We start from the raw sequence: 23,277 nt of genomic DNA, 5'->3' as shown, positions 1-23,277 counted from the left end.
CGGGTGACTTGGCGGAGATGACGGAGCGGATGAATATCCAGGGCAAGCGCGGGCGCCCCAGCCGCCGCATTCGACTTGAGGAGATCGCGGCGCGTTGCGGCGTGTCGGTCAGCACCGCCTCCCGTGCGCTGAGCGGTGTCGGCGGCGTGAGGGACGAGCTTCGCACCAGGATCATCGAAACGGCGAAGTCGATGAACTATGCCATTCCCGCCTCGGTTGCCGGCCGCAAGGTCATCCTGGCCGCAAGCAGCGTGGCAATGGTGGACAGTGCCCGCAATCAGTTCACCTACCATGTCCTTGATGGGCTCAACGAGCGCGCCCGGTTGCTGGGCGTCGAACTGGTGACCCGGCCGGTTTCGGCGCCCGAGGACGAAATCGCGCTGCTGCGTGAATCCGAGCGCGACGACACCGTCGCCGGCTGCCTGTTTCTGACACTGGACGATGACGATGTGCTGACGCTGACAGCCGGATTCGCCAAGCCGATCGTGCTCGTCAACGGCGACGATCCCTCGATGCGCCATTCGAGCGTGACGCCCTGCAATCGCTCTGCCGCCATGCTTGCCGCGCAGCATCTGATCGGCCTCGGCCACCGCCGCATCCTGTTCCTGATGCGGCGTGGGCGGCGCACGATCGAGCGGCGCTACGAAGGTTGGCGCGACGCGCTGATCACGGCCGGCATTGTCGGCTTCGACGACTTCGTGGTCGAGGTGCAGGACTGGCTGCCGGAACTTGCGAGCAGGGCCGTGACCGAGCGCATCGCGGCCCGCGGCCTCGATTTCACCGCCGTGCTGACGGCCGGCGACAGCCTGGCGTTTGGTGCCATCGCCGGCGTCCAGGAGGCCGGATATTCGGTGCCTGGCGATGTGTCCGTGGTCGGTATGGACGACTTGCCGCTCGCTGCCTTCTGCAATCCGCCGCTGACGGCGATGCACATTCCCATGCGCGAGATCGGATCGGCGGCGCTTAGCCTGCTGCTCGACGACATGGCGCATTCGGGGTCGCCGCCGCGTCGCGTCGAACTTGCCTGCAATCTTGTGGTGCGCCAGTCGACGGCACCAGCCCGGAGCGGCGCCGGCGGTCATCAACTGGCCTCTTGAGGGCGCGACTTGCCGCCAGCAAAGAGCAGCGGCAAACCCTCTTGCGTCTCCAGTTCAAGGACACGTCCAAGCAGGATCATATGGTCGCCAGCCGGAAAGCGTTCGGCGACGCTGCATTCGAACCGCGCCAGTGCGCGCGGCAGCAATGGCACGCCGTGCTCGCTCCATGACAGATCAAGATCGGCAAAGTCCGTCCCCGACTTCGAAAAACGCCAGCACAGATCGATTTGATCTTCCGCCAGCACGTGAATGGCGTAGTGCGCGGAATTAGCGAAGGCTTCGAACCGGCGCGAGTGGCGGCCGATCGACCAGAGCACCAGCGGCGGGTCGAGCGACACGGATGAGAAGCTGTTGGCGGTGATTGCGACCGGGCCGTCGGCCGTGCCGGTGGTGACGACCGTGACGCCGGTGGCGAAACGCCCGAAGGCATTGCGCAAAAGGCCTGGATCGCACACGACATGCTCCATCAGCGGCGCTCCCCCGTTCCCAGTGGTGTCGCCGGGATCCGTTCCGGCACCCGGCCATAGGCGTGCGGGAGCGAGCATGTCTTGAGCTGGGGCAGGACCTTGGTGCCGAAATGACGCGCCTCGTCGAGATGGGGGTAGCCGGAAAAGATGAAGGCGCGGATCCCCATCTTCATATACGCCTCGATTTCCGACAGAACCTGATCGGTCGAGCCCACCAGCGCCGCGCCGCAGCCAGAGCGCGCCCGCCCGACCCCCGTCCACAGATGCGGCTCGACATAGCCTTCGGCATCGGCGATCTGGCGGTTCCTGGCCTGGTGCGATACGCCGAGCGATCGGGCGTCGAGCGCGCGCTCGCGGATCGCCCTGCCCTGCTCGTCGTCCAGCCTCGAAACCAGCTCCCGGGCATATTCCTTTGCCTCTGCCTCGGTATCGCGCACGATCATGTGGACGCGCAGGCCGTAGTCGAGCGTCCGCCCATGACGCTCGGCGCGCTCGTGGACTGCTCTCATGCGGCCGGCAAGCTCCTCCTTGGTTTCCGGCCACATCAGGTAGACGTCGCACTGTTCGGCGCAAAGCTCGAGCGCGTCGGGCGAATAACCGCCGAAATAGAGCAGCGGGCCGCCATTCTGCTGATAGGGCTTCGCCGGCGCCGTCGAGAGCCCTTTGTAGCGATAGACCTCGCCCTCGAAATCGATGCTGTCCCTGGTCCAGGCCTGGCGCAGGATCTGCACCACCTCGCGGGAACGCTGATAGCGGTAGGCGCTGTCGGCTGTCTCGCCCGGAAAGTCCGACGAAATGACGTTCACCGTCAGCCGGCCTTCCAGCATGTGGTCCAGCGTCGCAATCGTGCGCGCCAGCATGATCGGCTGCATCTCGCCGCAGCGCACAGCGGCAAGCAGATTGATCTTCGACGTGATCGGCGCGCAGCCGGCAACGAAGCTCAGCGTGTCCTGGCCGACCTGATAGGACGACGGACACAAGATGTTGCGGAAACCGAGTGCCTCGGACGTCTTCACGATCTCGGAGCAATGCGCCCAGCCCGAGCGCAGTGCGCCGTCCGGCACGCCGAGATATCGATAGTCGTCCGAGCAGAGTGCGGCGAACCACGAGACTTCGGCAGCATCGAGATCCGGCGAGGTGATTGGGACGATGCTCATTGCCACTCTTCAGAAAAGACGTCCGGGCCACTCAATGACGTCCGGAGCTGCGAATAGGGCTTGCGTAGCATTCGTTTCTGTGTAGATCAATACTGTATCAATTTTGGAGCCAAACCCGAAACCGAGATGCGATTGGAACACCGATGCATTTGACAAGGGCGGACCCAGGCCACCGATCCAGCCAGATGCGCGGGCCCTTGCCTGTGCACTTGCAGACCAGCGAAATGCTGATCCGCGAAATCGCGGCCGGACGGCTGCCCGACGGGGCGCGGCTGCCGCCCGAGCGCGAGATGGCCGCGAGCCTCGGGATTGCCGTCGGCACGCTCAGGCGCGCGCTGGCAGATTTGACCGAAAAGGGCCTTCTCGATCGCATCCAGGGCTCGGGTAACTATGTGCGAGCGCGCGGCGACTTGCTCGGGATCTATGCCTTCTTTCGCCTGGAGCGCATCGGCGGTGGCGGCCTGCCGAGCGCCGACGTGCTGTCCGTCGAGCGGCTGCCCAAGCCCGCCGACCTGCCGCAATTCGGCAGCGCCGGCGAAGCCCACCGTATACGCCGGCTGCGGCGGCTCGACGGCGAGCCGGCCGCGGTCGAGGAGATCTGGCTCGACGTCAGCCGCGCCGAGCGGCTCAAGCGCGAGGACCTGTCGGAATCCCTCTATCTCCACTACCGGCTCGCGCTCGGCTTTACGATCGTTCGGGCCGAAGACCATGTTGCCGTCGCACCCGCGCCGGACTGGGTCCCGCTCGAGTTCAGGCCACCGCCGGGGACGGTCGTGGGTTTCATTGAACGTATCGCCTGGGCTGGCGACGGCGCCAGCGCGGAATATTCCCGCAGCTGGTTCGATCCGGGCGCGGCGCGCTACGTCACGCGTTTCAGATAGGCCGGAGGAAGTCGCAGCGTGACCAGATCATCGATCGGCTACGGCATCATCGGCTGCGGCATGATGGGCCGCGAGCACATCCGCAACATCGCTCTGTTGCCCGACGCGCATGTGGCCGCGATCTTCGAGCCGGACCCCGGCATGTTGGCGGCGTCGCTGGCGACGGCGTCGGGCGCGCGATCGGCGGCATCGATCGCCGAACTGCTGGCCATGGACGAGGTAGACTGCGTCTTGATTGCCAGCCCCAACCACCAGCACCTCGGTCAGATGGAGCAGATCGCCGCACTTCGACCACTGCCGGTGCTGGTGGAAAAGCCGCTCTTCACCGACGCCGGTGGCGAGGGGCGGATCGCGGCGCTGAAAGCTCGGCTTCCGCTCGTCTGGGTGGCCATGGAATACCGCTATATGCCGCCCGTCGCCGCATTCGTCGAGCAGGCCCGCCACGCCACCGGCGGCATCCGCATGCTGACGGTCCGCGAGCACCGCTTCCCATTTCTGGCCAAGGTCGGCGACTGGAACCGCTTCAACCGCAACACCGGCGGCACATTCGTCGAGAAGTGCTGCCACTTCTTCGACCTGATGCGGCTGATCCTCGGATCCGACCCCGTCCGCGTGATGGCGAGCGCTGGACAGGCCGTAAACCATCTCGACGAACGCTACGGCGGTGAGAGGCCGGATATCCTTGACCATGGCTATGTGCTGGTTGATTTCGCGAGCGGTGCGCGCGCCATGCTGGAACTCTGCATGTTCGCCGAGGGCAGCCGCTACCAGGAGGAACTCTGCGCTGTCGGCGGCGACGGAAAGATCGAATGTCTGGTGCCGGGTCCCGGTCGCTTCTGGCCGACCCACCTTGGCCCTGCGCCAGTGCCCCAGTTGATCGTCAGCCCGCGCAATCCGCCTGGACCACGCCTGCTGGAGATTCCCGTCGACCCCCGGCTGCTCGAGGCAGGCGACCATAACGGTTCGACCTATTTCGAGCATGTCCGCTTCACCGCTGCGGTGCGCGGACAAGGCAAAGTGGAAGTGACCTTGCAAGACGGCTGGTGGGCCGTCGTCATGGGTCTCGCCGCCCAGAGATCGGCCCGCGAAGGCCGCGCCATCGAACTTGCCGTTGAATTCGCGTTGCCGACCTGAGGCCGACCACGCATTCACCAGACCATAGGGTCAGATGCGCCGACCGGTTGCTGCGTCGAACAGATGCGCACATGCGCGGTCGATCTCGATCCGCACCCCTTCGCCTTGCTTGAGCGCAAGCCGCTCTCGGAAGAGGCAGGAGATTTCTTCACCGGAGCAGTCGACCCTGGCGAAGATTTCGGAGCCAGTCGCCTCGAGAAGAGTGACCGTGCCCGGCATGCCCTGCCCGGTTGCCCGGATATGTTCCGGGCGAATGCCGTAGACGAGTTCACGTCCTGCGGCATCCGCCGGCTGGGTGCCTTCCGGCAACGGCAGGATCAACCCGCCGGCGCTGCGGAACACGCCCTCCTCGATGCGGCCGGCGATGAAGTTCATCGCGGGCGAGCCGATGAAACCGGCAACGAAGAGATTGGCGGGATGGTCGTAGAGGTCAAGCGGCGCGCCGATCTGCTCGACCAGGCCGTCATGCAGCACGACGATCTTGTCGGCCATGGTCATGGCCTCGATCTGGTCGTGCGTGACATAGATCGTCGTGGTACCCAGCCGCTGGTGCAGGGCCTTGATCTCGCCGCGCATCTGGACGCGCAACTTGGCGTCGAGGTTGGAGAGCGGCTCGTCGAACAGAAAAACCTGCGGGTCGCGTACGATCGCGCGGCCCATGGCGACGCGCTGGCGTTGGCCGCCGGAAAGCTGGCGCGGATAGCGGTCAAGCAGCTTTTCCAGGCCAAGAATGCCGGCTGCCTTCCGGACCCGGCCAGCGGTGTCGGCCGGGTCGGCTTTCTTGATCTTCAGGGCAAAGCCCATATTGTCGGCCACAGTCATATGCGGATAGAGCGCATAGTTCTGGAACACCATCGCGATGTTCCGGTCTCGCGCCCGCAGATTGTTGACCATGCGCTCGCCGATTGCGATCCTCCCGCCCGAGATCGTTTCAAGTCCGGCAATCATGCGCAGCAGCGTCGACTTTCCGCATCCCGACGGGCCGACCAGGATGACGAACTCGCCGTCGGCGATATCGACACTGACGTCGTGAATAATCTTGGTGGCCCCGAAGGCCTTCTGCACGTTGTTGATCGTTACCGATGCCATTGGATCTTTCCTGGAAAAAAAGTGATGTCCGGACGCGTCTCAGCCGCCCTTGACGGCGCCGGCGGTCAACCCCGCGACGATCTGCCTTTGCGCGAACATGGTCAGGATCAGCACCGGCAGCGTCACCACCAGCGCCGCCGCGGCGAGCGGCCCCCAGCTGACCTGCTCGTAGGACAGCATGTTGTAGACGGCGACCGGCAATGTGCGCGTCTCCCGGCTGGCGAGCACCACGCCGAAGACGAAATTGTTCCACGAGAAGATCACGGACAGGATGAAGGCGACGACGATGCCCGGCTTGGCGATGGGCAGGGCAACCAGCCGGAAAACCTGCCAGGAGCTGGCGCCGTCGATATTGGCTGCCTCTTCCAGTTCCATCGGCGTGGTCTCGAAATAGCCGATCATCACCCAGACCACGATCGGCACCGTCACCACCAGGTGGATGATGATCTGCGGCCAGAGCGTGCCGAGAATCCCGATCCATTGGAACAGCAGAAACAGCGGGATGAGATAGGATAGCCCAGGCGTCATGCGGGCGATCATGATGACGACGGCGGATCGCTCGGCCTTGAGCCGCGCGATGCCATAGCCGGCCGGTACGCCGATCAGCAGCGCCAGCAAGGTCGCCGTGCCGGTCACCAGAACCGAATTCCAGAGATAGAGCAGGAAATTGTTCTCCTCGAACACCTTTACATAGTTCGACCAGGCGAAACGTTCGGGGATCAGGATCGGCGGATAGGCACCGTTGTCGATTTCGAACTTCAGCGACAGCGAGATCATCCAGAGGAAGAACAGGATCGCCGGCGAGACGAAAACCAGGGCAGCGAAAAACAGACCGATCTGGTTGAGCAGCCGTGAACTCATCTATTTGCCCTCCGTATCGATCCACTGCGAGCGTTGGCGCAGCATCAGCAGGACAAAAGACAGGGCCACGATGACAATGAAGAACACCACGGCCATGGCCGAACCGTAACCGATATCGTAGTAGGAGAAGGCGGTGTTGTAGAGATAGATGTTGATGGTTTCCGAGGCCGTGCCCGGCCCGCCCTGGGTCATCGCGTAGATGATGTCGAAGCTCTTCAGCGCATCGATGGTGCGGATGATGACCGCGATCATCAGGAACGGTGCGATCATCGGCAAAGTGAGATAGCGGAATTGCTGCCAGGCATTGGCGCCGTCGATCTCGGCGCTTTCGAAGGGCTCGCGCGGCACCGAAGCCAGCCCACCCAGCACAATCAGCATGACCAGCGGCGTCCACTGCCAGGTCTCGACCGCAACCAGCGACGGGATGACCGTGTTGGCATTGAATATCCATTCCTGAGCCGGGATGCCGACCAGCGACAGCAAGTAGTTGAGTACGCCGAGCTGAGGATGGAACATCATGGTCCAAACCAGTGCCACAGCAACGGGCGTCGCCATCATCGGCATGACGAAGACGCCGCGCAGCAGACCGCGCAGCGGAAACCTGGCGTCGAAGATCAGGGCGGCCAGGGTGCCCAGGAGCATCGGCGCTGCAACCGAGAGGAAGGTGTAGGTCAACGTATGAACAAGGGATTCCCAGAAACGTGGGTCGCTTGCCAGGCGGAGGTAGTTTTCCATCCCGGCAAAGCTCCGCGACTGGCCGAGCGTCCAGCGGTTGACGCTCATCCACAGCGTGAAAGCCCAAGGAAAAACGATGACGGCGCCAACGACGACGAGTGCGGGGACAACGAAAGGCCAGTAGTTGGGAGCCAGCCGGATCGTCTGGCTCCCGTCGATAACCGGCATCGTCACCCCGGTCTGTTCTGGGGTGGTGGCCGACATCAGCCCTGCTCGCTCCTGTCGAGAACCGGCTGGAACTGCTCGGTGGCCTTCTTCAGCTCGGCGGCGGGATCGGCGCCGGCAATCATGTTGGTCAGCGCCACGCCATAGATGTCGCGGAATTCGGTGACGGGAATGATGACCGGCAGCGCCAGCCGGCTGATATTGCCTGAGCCGATCACGGCATCAAGCCAGCTTGCCGGCATAGTGACGCCTTCGCGCACCTTGGGATCCTCCAGCACGGATTTGCGGAACGGAACGCCGGCGCCGGCCTGCAACAGCCTCGCGCCCATGGCTGGCGATACCGCCCACTGGCAGAACAGATAGGCGGCCTCCTTCTTCTCGCTGGCGGCGGTAACGCCAATCCCGTCGCCAAAGGTGCCCGAGGCATGCGCCTTGGGACCCTTGGGCATGACGCCGTAGCCGACCTTGCCGACCACCCTCGATTTTTCCGGGTTTTCCATCGGCGGGGCAAAACCCACGCCGTCGAGCCACATGCCGATCTTGCCTTGCAGGAAGGCAGACTGTGCTTCGGCCCAATTGAACCCGGTGACGCCCGGAGGGGCGGACTTGGTCATCAATCTTTGATAGAGCGCGGCAGCCTCGATCGCCTCGGGAGCCTCGGTGCGCAGCTTGCCCTTGTCGTCGAGCGGCGTCATGTCGTAGCCGAGCATCAGCGATGTCCACACCGGCGTATTTGCGTTCTTGAGCCCGCGGGCGACGAAGCCGTATGTATTGGTCGACGGGTCGGTCAGCGCTTCGGCGGCGGCCACCAGTTGCTCGAAGGTCTCGGGGTATTTGAGGCCCTTGGCCTCGAACAGCTCCTTGTTCCAATAGAGTATCCAGTAGTCCACCGAGAAGGGTAGCGAGCGCAGCACGCCCTGGCCGTCCTTGGCAAACAGCATGCCGGCCTCGGCGAAGTCGCTTTCGACCAACCCCGGGTCGGTGAGCGACGGGTCGGCGAGGTAGCCGGCGATGTCAGCCAGCCAGCCACCTTTCTCGAACTGGCGCTTTTGCACGTGGTAGCTCAGATGCACGACGTCGAAGCTGGGCTTGCCCGAGCTCAATTCGATCACCGTCTTCTGGCGCTGCTGCTGCTCGGGCGTGGCCTCGGCATTGACCTTGATGCCGGTCAGTTCCTCGAACTCGGCGAGATATTTCAGGATGGTGTCGCTGCGCGGGCTTTTCACCAGATTGACGTCAAGCGTCGTCCCGGCAAAGCGTTTCCAGTCGACGCCTGCGGCAAAGCTAGGGCGGAGCCCCACAAGGCCGGCGGCGGTGAGCGCCGCGGTTCCGGCAAGGAGTTGCCTCCTGGTTGGGTTGAACAGATTGGACGACATTTCTTCCTCCCGGTTGCTGTCGTTGTGGATGCGCCGCGAACCGCGGCGCGGCTATATTTCCTCAGATCTGGAGCGCCAGCCGGCGCGCATTGTCGATATGCAGACTGATCGCTTCAACCGCCTTTTGCGAATTGCGGCTCTCCATGGCTTCGATGACCGCCAAATGTTCGCGCATCACCGGCACCACGCGACCGTCGATGCGGAAACGCACCTGGTGGATCAGCCGGATTTTCACCGAGTTGACCAGATAGGCCTTGGCGATGATCTCGTTGCCCAGCGCATTGATAAAGGTATCGTGCATGGCCCAGTCGATGGTCTGGGCCTTGGCTTCCATTTCCGGCGTCGGCGCCTGCCCCAGAGCTTGAGCCAGCATCTCCTCGTGTTCGCGCCGCATGCGGGCAAGTTCGGCATCTGAAGCGCTGGCCGTGAATAGCGCCACCGCCTCGCGTTCCATGAATAGCCGAAACTGAAAGGCCTCGCGGATCAGATTGATGTCGATGTGCGCGATTTGCATGCCGCGCTGCGGGATGGTGGTCAGCAATCCCTCGGCCTCGAGACGCGGGACGATCTCGCGAATAGCGCCCAGCGGCAGCCCGGTGAAAGCGACCAGTTCGCGCTGTGACACGAACTGCCCCGGCCGCAGATCACGGGCCAGCAAATGCCGCGTGAAGCTGGCATAGGCTTTCTCCCGGAGAGTGATCGGTTCGCTGCCGTCTTCCACTTCAGCTCGCTTCCTTGTCGGCCAGCCCGGCCTTGTCGGTCAGGCCGCCTCTGTCGCAAACAGCCTGTCGTAGGCCGCGGCAAGCTGCCGCCGTCCTTGTGGGCCGATCGCCTCCAGGGGCGGGCGGACCGCCAGCCAGCGCTCGTCGCCGGTCGTGCGCGCGACCATGACCTTCACCGCCGGTGTGACCGGGTATTTGAGCAATTCGAGCACGAAGTCCTCGACGCGTGGGTCGTCGCGGCCGTCTTCGACCATTGCGAGGATTTCGCCGGTAACAAAATTAGCCATGCCGGAAATCGCACCCTGTCCGCCGCGGCGCACGCTTCTCGCCAGATGCCGTTCGTCGCCGATCAGGATCACCAGATCGCCATGCGCTTCAAGCAGCGCCTCACTGTAGCTCCAGTCCCCGCCGGAATCCTTCACCCCGGCCACCACAGCGGGAAAGGCGGCGCGCAACCGGCCGATCAGCCCAAGCGGGAGCGGCACCATGGTGACAGAGGGGATGTTATAGAGGAGCACATCACGCGCCAGCGGGCCGAGTGCGGCGAAGACGGCGGAAAACCATCCGAACAGCCCGTTCTCGCCGACATTCTTGAAGTAGCTCGGCGGAGCGAGCAGAATGTTGCGAACGCCGCGCTGCAAAGCGTGCCGAGCCTGATCGGCGGCATCTTCGATTGCATCGACCAGCACGCCGGCGACGAGCTGATGTGCCGGTATACCGGCCGCCAACATGGCTTCGGTGACGATCCGCCGCTCGTCGGTGCCCACCGAGGCTCCTTCCCCGGTGGTGCCGAACAGCGTCGCGCTGCTGCAGCCGGCGCCAAGGCAGGCTCGGGCGTGCGCGATCATCGGCGCGAGCGCTATCTGCCCCGACGGGTCGAAGGGTGTGGCTAAGGCAACCGAAAGACCAAAGCGGGAAGCCAATGCGATCTCCGTTGAAATCAATGTGCACGTAGGCGTTAGCACGCTAACATGTCAGATGTAAACTGGCGATCTTGCCAACTCGGCATCGCCGATTGGCGCTGCCGCGGCAGCGCCATCACCGATCACATCCTGCCGCCCGAGCATCACATATGCTGCTGTCCCCGAGCGTCTGCGGATTGGCTGGACGAGGCGGCCTAAGCTGATCAAGTGGCGACGAGGTGGCCGTCGCCAACATCTTCAAGCTTGAGTTTCCGGGGCTCGTCACCGATGCGCCGCACAGCGCTTGGAATTTCGCTGTCCAAACGGGCGAACCTGGCGCGGCGCCGGCCTGGATCGGGAACCGGAACGGCTTCGATCAGCCGCTTTGTGTAAGGATGGCGCGGGTTGGAGAAAATCTGGTCGCGGGTGCCCATCTCGACGATCTGCCCCAGATACATTACCGCCACGCGATCGGAGATGTTCTCTACCACCGCCATGTCGTGCGAGATGAAGAGATATGCGACGCCGAATTCGCGCTGCAGTTCCTTCAGCAATCTTAACACGCGCGCCTGCACCGACACATCGAGAGCAGAGACGCTCTCGTCGGCAATGATCAGCTTTGGTCGCAGCGCCAGCGCCCGTGCAACGCAGATTCGCTGGCGCTGCCCGCCGGAGAATTCGTGGGGATAGCGCTCCATCTGGTCAGCGGAGAGGCCGACGCGTTCGAACAGTGCGGCGATCTGGGCGTGCCGTTGCTCTTTGTCGCCGAGGCCGTGGATCAGCAGAGGCTCGGCGACGAGATCGCCTACTCGCATGCGCGGGTCGAGGGACGCGAAGGGATCCTGAAAGATCATCTGCACATTGCGGCGTACAGCCTTGCGCTCCTTACGGCTGAGCGCCGACAAGTCGTGGCTGCCGATTGAAATGCTGCCGGTGTAGGGCACCAGCCCGGCGATCGCCTTGGCCGTCGTCGACTTGCCGCAGCCCGATTCGCCGACCAGCGACAGCGTTTCGTGCGGCGCGATCGAGAAACTGACGCCCTCGACCGCGTGCACCCTGCGGTCAACGCGACCGAAGAAGCCGCCGCGCAGGTCGAAGCGGACGTGAAGATCGCTGACGGATACAAGCTCGGCCGGCATGTGGGCGGCGTCTTGTCGGTCTTCGGCCGGCCGTCCGCCGCCGATGCGTGGCACGGCGGCCAGAAGCTCGCGCGTATAATCTGCCTGCGGGCGGGTGAAGATGTCGGTCGCGCTGCCCTGCTCGACCATCCGGCCATCGCGCATGATGATAACGCGGTCCGCCATCTCGGCGACGACACCCATGTCGTGCGTGATCAGGATAACACTGGTGCCGTGCTCGCGCTGCAGGTCACGCAGCAACTCCAGCACCTCGCCCTGAACGGTGACGTCGAGGGCGGTCGTCGGTTCATCGGCGATCAGCACATCCGGATTCAGGGCCAGAGCCATGGCAATCATCACGCGCTGGCGCATGCCGCCTGAGAGTTCGTGCGGATAGTGCTCGAGCCGCCGTTCGGCATCCGGAATTCGGACTGCCTTCAGCGCCTCGAGCGCCCTCAGCCGCGAGTTGGAGCGCGACCGCGAGGTGTGTGCCGCGATCGCCTCCGTGAGCTGCCGGCCGATGGAAAGAACCGGATTGAGCGATGTCATCGGTTCCTGAAAGATCATGGCAATGCGGTCGCCGCGGATGCGGCGCATACCACTCTCGCTAAGAGCCGCGAGATCCTGATCGCCGAGCCGGATGGAGCCTGATCTGATGCGTGCCGCCGGCTGCGGCAGCAAGCCCATGATGGCCAGCGCCGTCATCGACTTGCCGGAACCGGACTCGCCGGCGATGCAAAGCGTTTCGCCGCGCATCAGGTCGAATGTCAGGTCGGAAACGACGTCGCGGTCGCCCTCTTCGCCGCGCACGGCGACGCTCAGACCTGAGACGCTGAGTACCGGCCTGACAGAGCCACTCTCCGCGGCGGCCTGCCCGGATCGTTTGATGTCCTCCACCTTCATTCAAAGACGCAGCGCGGGAAGTAGAAAGAAACCACCCAGTTGGGCATGTCAACGATCTCGCTGATGCGCAGGTCGCCGCAAACCGACACAAGCATATAGGCGTCTACCGGATCCATACCGTAGCGGCCGGAGAGCAGGTCTATCATCTGCGAGACGGCGCTCCTGGCGCCGTCCATCAGATCCGGCCCGATACCGGTTGTCACCTCATAGCCCTTGGCGTCGAGATGTCGCGACACCGGACCGGGCGTCGTGAAACGCGGCGTCCGCAGCCGGGCATCCTTGACCAGATCGAGCGTCAGCACGGCGTTCATGGGGCTCTCGATGGCCGTGCCGCAGACCTCGCCGTCGCCTTGCGCGGCGTGCGTGTCACCGACCGAGAACAACGCTCCCGCGACCTCTACGGGCAGGTAGAGCACCGTGCCGGCAGCGAGATCACGGATGTCCAGATTGCCGCCCACCCGCCGCGGCGGGACCACCGAATGCAGACCCGGCTCAGCCGGGGCATTGCCGATGGTGCCGGCGAAGGGCTTGAGCGGCACCCAGCCGCTCTTGCCGAACAGCGCCGGTTCGAGCGAGGCGGCGTCGTACTTCCAGATATTCAGTGCCGGTTGAGTGAAGTCATCCGCCAACAGACCGAATCCCGGGATATTCGCTGTCCAACCGAAGCCGGACGGCTTGAACGCCTCGATGGTGATTTTCAGGGCATCGCCCGGCTCTGCCCCGTCGACATAGATTGGCCCAGTGACCGGGTTCACCTTGGCAAAATCGAGCAAAGCAACGTCGTCAACGGTGCTCTCCATCGTCAGCTGCCCGCCGGACGAGTCCAGGCACTGGAACTCGATCGTCGACCCTGGCGCCACCCGTTCGGCCGGGACAAAGGAATTGTCCCAGCCGAAATGATGGTGGCGCCCGTGGATGGTGTAGTCGCAGTTATTGCACATCGGTCACATACACATTGTCGTAGTTGATCGGGATGTGGACCGGGTCGACATAGAGGTTGTCCGCGCCACCCATGCGGGTTGATTTCATGGTGAAACGCTGCTCGTTGAACACCGGTGCCCAGGGCGCGTCGTCCATGATCTTGCCGTAGATCTCGCTCCACATCTTGGCGCGTTCGCCAGCCTTGGCCGGGTCGACGATGGAGTCGGCTTCGGCCGCCTTGGCGTCGAGCTCCTTGTTGCAATACCACGACCAGTTCCAGCCGCCCGGGACGGCACCAGCGCAGCCGAGGATCGGGCCGTAGAAGTTCGACGGATCGGGGAAGTCGGCGATCCAGGCCATGCCGCCGGACCAGATCATCGGCGCACCGGCCTTGTCGCCGCCGGCGGCGATGACGTTGGCCTGCGCGAGCGACTGGATGCTGGCCTTAATGCCGACCGCCGCCAGATCCTGCTGGATGGCCTGCGCGATACGCGGGTTGGGATCGGTATTCATTGCAAACAGCTGCGTGTCAAAACCACCGGGATGCCCCGCCTCGGCAAGCAAGGCCTTGGCCTTGGCTACGTCATAGGGATAGCCCTTGAATTCTTTGTCGTAGCCAGGCATCGACGGCGGCAATGGCTGATTGGCCGGCACCGCACGGTTGTTGATCAGCTGGACGATGCGGTCCTTGTTGATCGCCATGTTGACCGCCTGCCGCACCTTCAGATTGTCGAACGGCGCCATGGTGGTATTCATGGTGATATAGCCGGTGTGCAACTGGCCGCCCTCGACGACACGGGCCTTCTGCTCGGGATCGGCCATCACCTCCTGGAATTTCGCTGGCGGAATGCCGTCGCCGGGAACGTCGATCTCGCCTTTCTGCAGCCGCAGCAGCGCCACTATCGGCTCCTGGCCGATCTCAAAGGTGATCTTGTCGAGATGCGGCAGGTCCTTGTGCCAGTAGTCCGGGTTGCGCTCGAAGACCACGCGCTGGCCGAGCGTCCATTCGGCGAGCTTGAAGGCGCCGGTTCCGACCGGGTGCTTGCCGAAGTCCGCGCCGTATTTTTCGACCTCTTCCTTCGGCACGACGTGCGAGAAGTTGATCGCCATGACATGCAGGAAGGTGGCGTCGGGCCGGGTCAGCTCGAACTTGATCGTGTAGGGATCGACGACGGTTATGCCGGCCAGGCTTTCCGCCTTGCCGGCAGCGACATCGTCATAGCCTTTGATCGACCCGAAGAAGCCGGCACCAGGGCTCTGTGTCTTTGGATTGGTGACCCGGTCGAGAGAATATTTCACGTCGTCGGCGGTCATCTCGCGGCCATTGTGGAACTTCACTCCTTGGCGCAGCTTGAAGGTGAAGGTCTTGCCGTCGGGCGCAATCTCGTAGCTCTCGGCAAGGTCGGGCCGCAGGTTGGTGGTGCCCGGCTCGTAGTCCATCAGCCCGTCGAACAGGCTCTTGATCATCGACCAGTTCTGCCAGTCATAGCCGATGGCCGGATCGAGCGTAGCGACGTCGTCCTTGTAGGTGATGGTGATCGCGCCGCCCTGCTTGGCATTCGGATCGACGGCGTCTTCGGCGCGTACGCTCGTCATGCCAAGCACCAGCGCAAGCGCCGATGCCGCCACGGTCGATATCAGATATTTTCTCATGTCATGTTCCCTTTCTCTGGTGTTCTTGGTTTTCATCTGAGCTTGATGCGTGGATCGATGAACGGTGCGACAGTGTCGGCCAGGAGATTGCCGAGCACGATGGCAAAGGCCGAAACCAGGGTGACCCCCATGATGATCGGAATGTCGATGCGCTGAATGGCCTGCCAGGCTAGCTGGCCGATGCCTGGCCAGCCGAACACGCTTTCGACAACCACGATGCCGCCCATGAAGATGCCGATGTCGATGCCGATCATGGCAATGACCGGCAGGATGGCGTTGGGCAGCGCGTGCCGGAAGATAATGGCGCTGCGTGCAAGACCCTTGGCACGCGCGGTACGCACGTAATCCTGGCGCAGCACGTCGATCATCGACGAGCGCATCATGCGGGCGTACCAGCCGGCGCCGAGAATTCCCATGGTCAGCGATGGCAGCACCAGATGGCGCCAGGTGCCGTAACCGCCGATCGGGAACCAGCCGAGCCGCACCGCGAATACATAAAGCAGCAGCAGGCCCACGACGAATTGCGGCGCCGAAACACCGACGAAGGAGGCGACCATCAGCGACTGGTCGGTGGCGGTGCCACGCTTGACGGCGGCGATGAGGCCCATCGTCAGCCCGATCACGACTTCGCAAGCAATGGCGCCGACCATCAGCAGCAGGCTTGCCGGCAGACGCGAGACGATAAGCTCCGTGACCTCCGAGCGCTGAATGTAGGAGCGCCCCAGATCGCCGCTGAGCAGGCTGATCAGATAGTGCCAATACTGGACGACAAAGGGCTGGTCGAGGCCGAGCTGCCGGCGGATGTTCTCGACCGTCTCGGGCGTGGCGCTGCGGCCGGCGATCTGGCGGACGGGATCGGCGGGCAGCAGATAGAGCAGCGCAAAGGTGATCAGAGAGACGCCGAGCAAGATGAGCACGGCCTGGACAACGCGGCGGCCGAGATAGGCGATCATGCCCGCCCCCTTTGCGTCGGATCGAGGATGTCGCGCAGCGCATCGCCGACCAGGTTAAAGGCCAACGCCAGCGCCAGGATCGCCGCACCCGGAAAGAAAACCAGCCAGGGCGCTGCCTGGAAATAGGTCTGGTTTTCGAAGATGATGTTGCCCCAGGAAGCAGTCGGCGGTTGCACGCCGATACCGAGATAGCTGAGCGTCGCTTCCAGAAGCACAGTGGTCGAGATGCCGAGCGTGCCCCAGACGATGATCGTCGGCAAAAGGTGCGGCAGGATATGACGGAACAGGATGCGTGGGGCGCTTGCGCCGATAGTGCGCTCGGCATCGATGAACTCGCGCTCGGCGAGCGAACTTGTCTCGGTGTAGATGACGCGGGCGGTCTGCACCCAGTTCACCAATGCGATCACCATGGCGACGATCCACAGGCTCGGCTGGAGTACCGCCGCCAGGCAGATGGCGAGCAGCAGCGCCGGGAAAGCCATCATCAAATCGGTGAAGCGCATAAGCGCGCTGCCGATCCAGCCGCGGAAATAGCCGGCCATGATGCCGACCAGCGTGCCGATCAGAAGCGCCACGCCGTTGGCGACTATGCCGATGATCAGCGACGTGCGCGCGCCGAAGAGGAGACGGGTCAGCAGGTCGCGGCCAAGCAGGTCGGTGCCTAGCCAGAATTGGACTCCAGGCGGCAGTGGCGCGCCTTCAAGCGTGAGCCCGTCAAACATCTGCTCGTTCGGATCGTAGCCTGTCAGCCACGGTGCAAGAATGGCGCCGGCCAAGACAAGGGCAACAATCCCGAGGCCGAACAAAGCGAGAGGCCGTTTTAGCAGACGTCGCCAGACGCCGGCGCGAGGCTTGGCTGGCATACGCCCGGCGGCTGAAAGTTCAGGCGCGATCGGATTGGTCATCGTCGCCTTCTTCTTGTGTCATCGCCACGATCCGGCGCGCGGCGTCCTCGACGCTGATTTGCCAGCTCATCGCCAGCGAGCGGAGCTGCGCATAGGCACGGCCGTCCTCGGCGCCCTTCGACAAGACCTCCACCGCGCGTACGATGGTCTGGCGCTCCGCGACCCGCTGACCAAGCGAGGCGATCTCGCTGGCCAGAAGCTTGCGCGCCTCGAAACTCTGCCTTGCGATCAAAAGCGCGCTATAGACGCCGGCGTTGCCGACCGGTTTCAGCAATTGGGCATCGGCCTTGTGCGACAGTGCCCATTCGACACGCCCCGGCGCCTCGGAGCCGATCAGCGCTATCAGCGGCATCGGTGCCTCGCCCGGCTTCCACGGAAATTGCTCGTCAAAGCCGAGGTCTACGTCGAAGAAAACGAAGTCCGCCGCCAAGGCTTCGGCCGGCAGTTCCGGCCAGAAGCCAATCGCCTCAAGGCCGATGGCCGACAATTGCCTTGTGATCGCCTGCACGGTCGGATGTGGACGATGCAGGACAAAAGCCCTGGCGCCTCCAAGGTTCGGGATACGCGCCATCTTGCTCACGACACCACCCGCAGGCGTGCCCGCCCGAACGTCTCCGTCCGGTCATAGCGGGAAAGGTAGGGATCGGGTGCCACGCCCTTCGTCAGCGTGACCGTTTTGAACGATGTCCCATCGATACGTCCGATCTGCACCGGCAAGGTAGCGTGCTGGGTTTGCGGATCGATGGCGATGTCGCCCAGCGGTGTTCGAAATGATGTTCCGGCAAAGACCTTGGGCAGGTCCGTCCATTGTGCACCGGGGTTGCGGGTGAGGATCTCGGCGAGCGTGCGCACCGAGGCATAAGCCGCCGCCTCGAAGGATGAGGCAGGCATGACGGAAGACACTGAAGCCGCTCCGCGATCCGCCCCCGAGGTGTCGTGAAAATAGGGCCCAACGGAAAGATGACCATCCCCTGCCCCGTTGAGCGCCGGCAATTCGCATTCCGTGAGATTGCAGGACAGGATCGGGCAACGCTCCGGCCTGAAATGCGGGTCGCGCCGGCCAAGCTCGGCATAGGCGGCGATAAACGCATAGGAAGAAGGGCCGATGAGATTGTTCAGAATGAAATCAGGTCTCGTCGCCTGTACCTCCGCGATCAGCCTCGCAACATCGACCTCGCCAAGCGGCAGATAGCGTTCGCCCAGCACCTTGCCGCCGGCGTCCGCAATCAGGTCGCGCGCCACACGGTTGGTCTCCCAACCCCAGATGTAGTTGGAACCGAGCAGGAAGCCGTCGGCGCCGAAACGAGGCACGGCATAGGCAAGTAGCGGTACCAGATGCTGATTGGGGCAGGCGTGGGTGTAGACGACATGCTCATTGGCTTCGAAGCCCTCGTACGGGCAGGCATACCACAGCGTGCCGCCTGCCCTTTCCAGGATTGGAATGACCTCCTTGCGGCTCCACGAGGTGACGCAGCCAATGATGTGACGCGCGCCGCTGTTGGCGAGAATGTCCGCGCAGCCGCTTGCATACCGATCGATGTTGCCCTGCGGGTCGCGCTCGACCGGGATGAATTCGAAGGGGACAACGGGATCGGCGTTGACGTCGGCGATGGCGTTCATCGCGCCCGCACGGCAGGATTCGGACACCAGCCGGTAGTTGCCGGACCGCGAATAGAGAATGCCGATCTCGATATGCCGTTTCAAGCAAAGCCTCAAAATGACAATGCCCCGCAGCCACCGCCGCAAGGCGAGGCATACGAGGCATTCTTGCCGCCCGGCGGCCAGAGCCGGTATTTGTCTCACCGTATTACGCCCGCGCCCCCAGTCAAGAGCCGCCACACGAAACTTTGGCCAGCCGAAACGGTTCGACGCGGAGCACGCAACTCATGCCGCTGGTCGTGTAGAGTCCGCCGGGAACCAAAATTACTGATGTCCAGGTATGAGGCCGGACAACCTGGTTCGCTACCATTCAAAGCAACGACTTTAATATCGGTTTACCTGAATCTGCTAGCAGCAATGACGCCGGTTTTCGTCGGTCAAGCAAAGGGTCCACCTTGCCGCAGCAATTCAGCACTCCGTTCAGTCACCGGGGCGACCGCAACTGGTCGAGGTTGCACGGCTTCATGGGCGTCGAGTTGGAACTCGCGTCCGATGTTCTCGTGCCTCGTGTCGCCTTGGCCCGGAAGCTCGGCGGACGGGACTTCGGTGCCGGGAGCCGGGCTTGAGCATCATTCGCGCCTTGCAAGGCGCCGACCTCCCGGCAGTCGCGGACATGTTTCAGCGCGTGCTGCTGAAGGAAGGGACGAAAGCGCCGGCCTCTCTCGTCGAATACATGAGACGGTTTTATCTGGATGCGCCCGGTTGCGGCGGCGACCTCCGGTCGCTTGTCCATGTCAACGACGCCGGTCGCGTCTCCGGATTTGTCGGTGTCCACGTGCTGCCGATGACGTTCAACGGCCGACAACTACGCGCCGCCATCTGTAGCTCGCTCATGGTCGAGGACCATGAGCACGATCCGCTGGCCGGCGCCCGCTTGCTGAAAGCATACCTTGATGGTCCGCAGGACATCTCCTTCAGCGAGACGGCCAACGATATCTCCGTGAAATTGTGGACCCGGCTGCGCGGCGCGGTCCTGCCGCAATACAGCCTTGACTGGGTCCGCGTGATGCGCCCCGCGGCCTTCATGCTCAGCCTTTCCGCCAATCGCCTGACGCTTGCCCGAATGCTCAATCCGTTGGCGCGTGCCGTCGACCGATTTTATTGCAGGAGGATGACGCCCAGCGAACGACGCTGGTCAGGTGTGGCGGTGGAAGGGGCAGGCCACGGAGCATTTCGGATATCCGAAATCGACAGCCACACATTTGCCAAGCTCATCGAGCCGTTTACCGCTCAATTCGCCCTGCGCCCGGATTGGACGGAAGGCCAACTCGACCACATCCTGACCGATGCGGCACAGAAGCCGGATTTAGGCGAGCTTGTCTTCGGTTGCGTGACATCGCCAGTCGGCAACAATGTCGGCGCTTTCGCCTATTACGCACGGAAGTATCAAATTGGTCGCGTGCTGCAGATCCTCGCCCTCCCCGGCCAGGCGGGCTCGGTGATAGACTGCCTTATCGATCATGCCGCCGCGCGCGGCGTCAGCGGCCTGCGCGGACGTGTTCAACCTGCACTTCTGGAGGCGATGCTTGGACGACGCATCGCTTTCCTGACCGTTGCCTCAACGGTGGTGCATTCACGTGATCCAGAGCTGTTGGACGCCATGAAGAACTCGCAAGTCTTCCTGAACGGTCTTGCGGGCGAGCAGTGGAGCCGGCTGATCGGGAGCCGTTTCAGCTAGAGTCGGGACACGTTCAAATCGAACCGTCCATCCGTGGCCCGGTTTCGAGGCGGTTCAGGTGCCGATTTCCTCGACTTCATCAACGAGTTGCGGACGCTGGTGCAGATAACGCGTCGCCTTGCGTTTGGCGATGATATCGGCCCAGACGCGTTCCACTTGTGAGGCGGCCAACCCCGCCGCCTGCCCCACCAGCTCAGCCGCCACGCCGTTGTTGAGGCCGTAAAGGCAAATATCCATACGGTCATAAGGAAGCGAGAAGTAGAACTCCTCCTGGGTCTGCGCCAGCGAGTAGGTATCGGTGGTCGGCGGCCGGTTCCGGATTTCCTCCGGAACACCGAGATGGGCCGCCAGCGCATAGACCTGCGTTTTATAGAGGTGCGCGATCGGCTTGACGTCCGCTGCGCCGTCACCGTTCTTCACGAAGAAACCCTGATCGTATTCCAGCCGGTTCGGCGTTCCAAGGACGGCGAAGTTCAAGCGGTCGGCGTGATAGTATTCGATCTGCTTGCGGGTGCGCTGTTTCATGTTGGTGGCGGCGACGATACCAAGATAGACAGGCAACGGCATTCTCAGTTTCGTCTGCTTGCCTTCCGGATCCTGCACCACCAGGGATGAGATATTGTAGCCCTTGCCCTCGAGGGCGTTCGCGATCACGATCTTCGAGGCCCAGCCTTCGGCGTATTCCGGGACCAATTCGCGGATAAAGGCGTCGCGACGCTGGTAGCAGCCCATCGCGCTCAGGGTCGGCCCGATATCCTCTACGATAGCCTCGACGCCAAAAGTTTCGGCGACGAGGCGGCCGAGCCGCAGACTTTCGGGATCGGAATCGCTTTCCGGCATGAACAGGCAAAGCACATTCCGCGGTCCGACGGCTCGCGCGGCCAACGCGACCGACACGCTCGAATCGATCCCGCCCGAAAGACCGAGCACAAGGCCCCGCTTGCGAAACCCGCGCAACTGCTGACGCAAAGCCGTTACGACACGGTCCGTTTCGGCGGCCAGGTCGATCGCCAGAGCCTGCGCCAGAAAGGTCCGCGCGTCCTTGGCGGGGCGAACATTCATTGAGCGGCCTCCATGGTTTCTGCCGCAAGCCGACGACTGACCTTGCCGGTATCGGTCTTCGGCAGTTCCCGGCGGAACTCGATGACCCTGGGGACCATAAAGTCCTCAAGGTGGCGTGCACAATGACGAATGATATCCTTTTCGCTAAGCGCCGGGTCGGACCGTACGATGAGTGCACCGATCGCATGCCCGAGCACGGGATCCGGCACACCGACAACCACTGCTTCCGCGATGCCCGGATGCGCGTGAAGCACGGCTTCCACTTCCTTGGGCGCGACTTTCTCCCCCCGCGACTTTATGATGTCGTCCTTGCGGCCGACGAAATAAAGAAAGCCTTCCTCGTCGGCCCGGAACAGATCGCCGGTGTAGAGAACCATCTCCCAAGGATTCGGACCTGGGCGAAGGGCTTGTGCCGTCGCAGCTTCGTTTCGCCAATAACCCTGCATGACGTGCGGCCCGCGAATGACCAACTCACCTGCTACGCCCGGCGGCACTCGTTGCCCGTAGTCGTCGACGACAAAGGCCTCGGTGTTCGGAATGGCTATCCCGACCGACCCCGGCCGGTGGTCGAGTTCCTCGGGTGGCAGATAGGTGCAGCGCTTGCATTCCGTCAGGCCATACATCGAATAGAGCCTGACATCGGGGAAAAGAAACCGCAGGCGTTCTATGTGAGCCGGCGGCAAGGCAGCCGCCGTGTTGGAAATATAGCGAAGGCTGGGCAGGAAGCCCGGCGCCAGGTCACGCATCTGCAGGATCATCGCTGCCATCGTGGGCACGAGCGGAAGACCGGTGACGCCTTCCTGGCGGATACGTTCAAAGACCGCCTGGGGAAAAGCGAAGGACTTCTCGAGCACGAGCGTGGCGCCGAGCCTGACAGCCATCAGCAACTGATAGAGCCCGTAGTCGAAAGCCAGGGGCAGAACATTCAAGATGATGTCGTCCGGCGAATTGCGCAGATAGGTGGTGATTGAGTCGGCCGCCGCGTCGCAATTGCGGTGCGTCATCATCACGCCCTTGGGCCGGCCGGTCGAGCCCGAGGTGTAGATCAACATCGCAAGATCGACGTCAATGCCGCGGTGGTCAATCTCCCTGGCTTGGAACGTCAAGCAATCCGCCAGGGATGTGGCGCCTGCCGGGCATTGGTTATCCGCACCAAGGGTGGAAGCCACGAAGATGCCGGTCTTGCCGGAGGATCCGGACGCCTCGGCGACCAAGGGCATCAGTTTTGCTTGCGTAAGGATCGCAGCTGCGTCGCAATCGGCGATGATGTAGGCAAGCTTTTCGGCCTTGGTAGATGCGTTGATCGGACTGAAAGTCGCGCCTGCCTTAAGAACTGCGAAAATCGAAACCGCAGCCTCCCAGCAATTGTCCATGAAGATCAGGACGCGGTCGTCGCGCCTGACGCCATTCGTGAAAAGGGCGGCGGCCAGGCGGCTTGAGAGATCGTCCAGCTCTTCGTAACACAGCCTTTTGTGCTCGGTGATCAATGCCGTTTTGGCTGGATGGGCAGCGGCCTTGGCAGCCAGAAAATGTTCGATCCGCACGGACGCTCCTCGCCAATTGCGCCTACGCTGCCAGCGCTTCTGCTTTCGCCTTGATGAAGGCGGAGATACGGTCAATCGAATCCAGATTGGCCGGTACGATGTCGGTATCGACCATCGCGATGCCGAAATCATCCTCAATGAAAGCTACGAGTTCCAGCACGGCCGTCGAGTCGATGATGTCGTTCTCGATCAGTGATGCCGTGTCTGCAAGCTCGTAGGACGAGTCGCCGAACAGGAAGTTGTCGACGATAAAGGTTTTGACCTTGTCCTTGATTGTTACCATGATGTTTTCTTC

General features: G+C 63.0%; 22 protein-coding genes. 4 read left to right on the top strand and 18 right to left on the bottom strand.

Going from position 1 to position 23,277, the window contains the following annotated elements:
- The first annotated feature begins 29 nt into the window (after window positions 1–29).
- Complete coding sequence (locus tag NKI01_RS17160) at window positions 30–1,097, top strand: LacI family DNA-binding transcriptional regulator (RefSeq protein WP_352494369.1); 1,068 nt, start codon at window positions 30–32, stop codon at window positions 1,095–1,097.
- Here the strand turns inward: NKI01_RS17160 and NKI01_RS17155 are convergent.
- Together NKI01_RS17155 and NKI01_RS17150 are read right to left on the bottom strand one after the other, a co-directional pair.
- Window positions 1,082–1,564, bottom strand: a complete 483-nt coding sequence (locus tag NKI01_RS17155; protein WP_352494370.1) for a flavin reductase family protein — start codon at window positions 1,562–1,564, stop codon at window positions 1,082–1,084. The genes NKI01_RS17160 and NKI01_RS17155 overlap by 16 nt on opposite strands.
- Window positions 1,564–2,721 (bottom strand): LLM class flavin-dependent oxidoreductase, encoded by a 1,158-nt coding sequence (locus NKI01_RS17150; RefSeq protein WP_023716968.1) that lies wholly within the window; start codon window positions 2,719–2,721, stop codon window positions 1,564–1,566. The genes NKI01_RS17155 and NKI01_RS17150 overlap by 1 nt, the downstream gene beginning before the upstream one ends.
- A 224-nt stretch (window positions 2,722–2,945) precedes the next feature.
- Between NKI01_RS17150 and NKI01_RS17145 the strand changes: the two genes are divergently transcribed.
- A complete protein-coding gene (locus NKI01_RS17145) occupies window positions 2,946–3,602 on the top strand; it encodes a GntR family transcriptional regulator (protein WP_245278494.1) in 657 nt (218 codons plus the stop codon).
- Window positions 3,603–3,662: 60 nt separating this feature from the next.
- Window positions 3,663–4,736 carry a Gfo/Idh/MocA family protein gene (locus tag NKI01_RS17140; protein ID WP_502895933.1) on the top strand — a complete coding sequence of 358 codons (1,074 nt, stop codon included), beginning with the start codon at window positions 3,663–3,665 and terminating at the stop codon, window positions 4,734–4,736.
- A 30-nt stretch (window positions 4,737–4,766) separates the two neighbouring features.
- Here NKI01_RS17140 and NKI01_RS17135 read toward each other — a convergent pair whose 3' ends face one another.
- The 13 genes from NKI01_RS17135 to NKI01_RS17075 form a co-directional block, all read right to left on the bottom strand.
- Window positions 4,767–5,825: an ABC transporter ATP-binding protein gene (locus NKI01_RS17135; RefSeq protein ID WP_023716965.1), complete on the bottom strand. Its 1,059-nt coding sequence runs from the start codon at window positions 5,823–5,825 to the stop codon at window positions 4,767–4,769.
- 39 nt (window positions 5,826–5,864) lie between these two features.
- A complete protein-coding gene (locus NKI01_RS17130) occupies window positions 5,865–6,686 on the bottom strand; it encodes a carbohydrate ABC transporter permease (RefSeq protein WP_023674179.1) in 822 nt (273 codons plus the stop codon).
- On the bottom strand, window positions 6,687–7,589 hold the full coding sequence (locus NKI01_RS17125) for a carbohydrate ABC transporter permease (RefSeq protein WP_245274609.1): 903 nt from the start codon (window positions 7,587–7,589) through the stop codon (window positions 6,687–6,689).
- Between the two features lie 35 nt (window positions 7,590–7,624).
- Entirely contained in the window at window positions 7,625–8,962 is a 1,338-nt protein-coding gene (locus tag NKI01_RS17120; RefSeq protein WP_023716964.1) for an extracellular solute-binding protein, read from the bottom strand.
- A 61-nt stretch (window positions 8,963–9,023) separates the two neighbouring features.
- A complete protein-coding gene (locus tag NKI01_RS17115) occupies window positions 9,024–9,683 on the bottom strand; it encodes a GntR family transcriptional regulator (RefSeq protein WP_352963983.1) in 660 nt (219 codons plus the stop codon).
- Between the two features lie 39 nt (window positions 9,684–9,722).
- Window positions 9,723–10,607, bottom strand: a complete 885-nt coding sequence (locus NKI01_RS17110; RefSeq protein ID WP_023716962.1) for a dihydrodipicolinate synthase family protein — start codon at window positions 10,605–10,607, stop codon at window positions 9,723–9,725.
- A gap of 203 nt (window positions 10,608–10,810) precedes the next feature.
- Window positions 10,811–12,607 carry an ABC transporter ATP-binding protein gene (locus tag NKI01_RS17105; RefSeq protein WP_352963980.1) on the bottom strand — a complete coding sequence of 599 codons (1,797 nt, stop codon included), beginning with the start codon at window positions 12,605–12,607 and terminating at the stop codon, window positions 10,811–10,813.
- Window positions 12,604–13,548 carry an acetamidase/formamidase family protein gene (locus NKI01_RS17100; protein WP_352547584.1) on the bottom strand — a complete coding sequence of 315 codons (945 nt, stop codon included), beginning with the start codon at window positions 13,546–13,548 and terminating at the stop codon, window positions 12,604–12,606. Before NKI01_RS17100 ends, NKI01_RS17105 begins: the two co-directional genes overlap by 4 nt.
- On the bottom strand, window positions 13,538–15,181 hold the full coding sequence (locus NKI01_RS17095) for an ABC transporter substrate-binding protein (RefSeq protein ID WP_352483692.1): 1,644 nt from the start codon (window positions 15,179–15,181) through the stop codon (window positions 13,538–13,540). The genes NKI01_RS17100 and NKI01_RS17095 overlap by 11 nt, the downstream gene beginning before the upstream one ends.
- A 32-nt stretch (window positions 15,182–15,213) precedes the next feature.
- Window positions 15,214–16,134 carry an ABC transporter permease gene (locus NKI01_RS17090; RefSeq protein WP_352483693.1) on the bottom strand — a complete coding sequence of 307 codons (921 nt, stop codon included), beginning with the start codon at window positions 16,132–16,134 and terminating at the stop codon, window positions 15,214–15,216.
- Complete coding sequence (locus NKI01_RS17085; RefSeq protein WP_352895095.1) at window positions 16,131–16,997, bottom strand: ABC transporter permease; 867 nt, start codon at window positions 16,995–16,997, stop codon at window positions 16,131–16,133. Before NKI01_RS17085 ends, NKI01_RS17090 begins: the two co-directional genes overlap by 4 nt.
- A gap of 19 nt (window positions 16,998–17,016) precedes the next feature.
- Window positions 17,017–17,619 (bottom strand): ANTAR domain-containing response regulator, encoded by a 603-nt coding sequence (locus NKI01_RS17080; RefSeq protein WP_352963977.1) that lies wholly within the window; start codon window positions 17,617–17,619, stop codon window positions 17,017–17,019.
- Entirely contained in the window at window positions 17,616–18,743 is a 1,128-nt protein-coding gene (locus tag NKI01_RS17075; protein ID WP_352963975.1) for a transporter substrate-binding protein, read from the bottom strand. Before NKI01_RS17075 ends, NKI01_RS17080 begins: the two co-directional genes overlap by 4 nt.
- A gap of 517 nt (window positions 18,744–19,260) precedes the next feature.
- On the opposite strand from NKI01_RS17075, the gene NKI01_RS17070 reads away from it, so the two are divergent.
- Window positions 19,261–20,376, top strand: coding sequence for a hypothetical protein (locus tag NKI01_RS17070; protein ID WP_352483695.1), 1,116 nt, complete (start codon window positions 19,261–19,263; stop codon window positions 20,374–20,376).
- A 54-nt stretch (window positions 20,377–20,430) separates the two neighbouring features.
- Here NKI01_RS17070 and nadE read toward each other — a convergent pair whose 3' ends face one another.
- Genes nadE through NKI01_RS17055 form a run of 3 tightly spaced genes read right to left on the bottom strand, consistent with a single transcriptional unit; the run spans window position 20,431 to window position 23,268 of the window.
- Window positions 20,431–21,438 carry an NAD(+) synthase gene (gene nadE / locus NKI01_RS17065; protein WP_352483696.1) on the bottom strand — a complete coding sequence of 336 codons (1,008 nt, stop codon included), beginning with the start codon at window positions 21,436–21,438 and terminating at the stop codon, window positions 20,431–20,433.
- Window positions 21,435–22,982: a class I adenylate-forming enzyme family protein gene (locus NKI01_RS17060; protein WP_352483697.1), complete on the bottom strand. Its 1,548-nt coding sequence runs from the start codon at window positions 22,980–22,982 to the stop codon at window positions 21,435–21,437. The genes nadE and NKI01_RS17060 overlap by 4 nt, the downstream gene beginning before the upstream one ends.
- A 22-nt stretch (window positions 22,983–23,004) precedes the next feature.
- Complete coding sequence (locus NKI01_RS17055; RefSeq protein WP_156948004.1) at window positions 23,005–23,268, bottom strand: acyl carrier protein; 264 nt, start codon at window positions 23,266–23,268, stop codon at window positions 23,005–23,007.
- Between the last annotated feature and the right edge of the window lie 9 nt (window positions 23,269–23,277).

This window comes from Mesorhizobium sp. M0815 (assembly GCF_040319995.1).
Lineage (GTDB): Bacteria > Pseudomonadota > Alphaproteobacteria > Rhizobiales > Rhizobiaceae > Mesorhizobium.
This window is presented reverse-complemented; position numbering and strand designations above follow the sequence as displayed.